1 protein-coding gene is annotated in these 590 nt (G+C 60.8%); it reads right to left on the bottom strand.

Features of this window, described 5'->3' with window-relative positions; all coding sequences use genetic code 11:
- Positions 1–590 (bottom strand): ABC transporter ATP-binding protein (locus AC1RN6_RS24095; protein ID WP_493008002.1); only part of this gene is annotated, 590 nt, incomplete at both ends.

Below are 590 nucleotides of genomic sequence, written 5' to 3'. Positions count from 1 at the left end.
TCACCCAGATAAGCCGCCTTGACGCGCGGATCGCTGAGCATCTCCTTGGCGTCGCCGGTCATGGTGATCAGGCCCGACTCCATCACGTAACCGCGATGCGCCGCCTCCAGCGCCAGCTTGGCGTTCTGCTCCACCAGCAGGATCGTGATGCCCTGCGCCGATACGGTTCGGATCACTTCGAAGATCTTCTCCACCATGATCGGCGACAGACCCATCGACGGTTCATCCAGCAACAGCAATTTCGGATGGCTCATCAGCGCGCGCGCCATGGCCAGCATCTGCTGTTCGCCGCCGGAGAGCGTGCCGGCCATCTGGCTGGCGCGTTCCTTCAATCGGGGGAAGACGGTAAACCAGTGTTCGATGTCTTGCGCGATCTGCTGCTTGTCGTCGCTGGTGTAGGCACCCATCAACAAGTTCTCGTGGATGCTCATGCGCGTAAAGACGCCCCGCCCTTCCGGCACCATCGCCAGCTTTTGCTGGACCAGGTTGAACGAGCTTTGGCCCTTCAGGGCTTGACCCAGGTAGGTGATGTGGCCGCTGACTTTGCAGTTCGGCAAAGTGCCGGTGACGGCTTTCAGGGTGGTGGTCTT

Source organism: Herbaspirillum sp. GW822-FHT03A08 (genome assembly GCF_058801885.1).
This window is presented reverse-complemented; position numbering and strand designations above follow the sequence as displayed.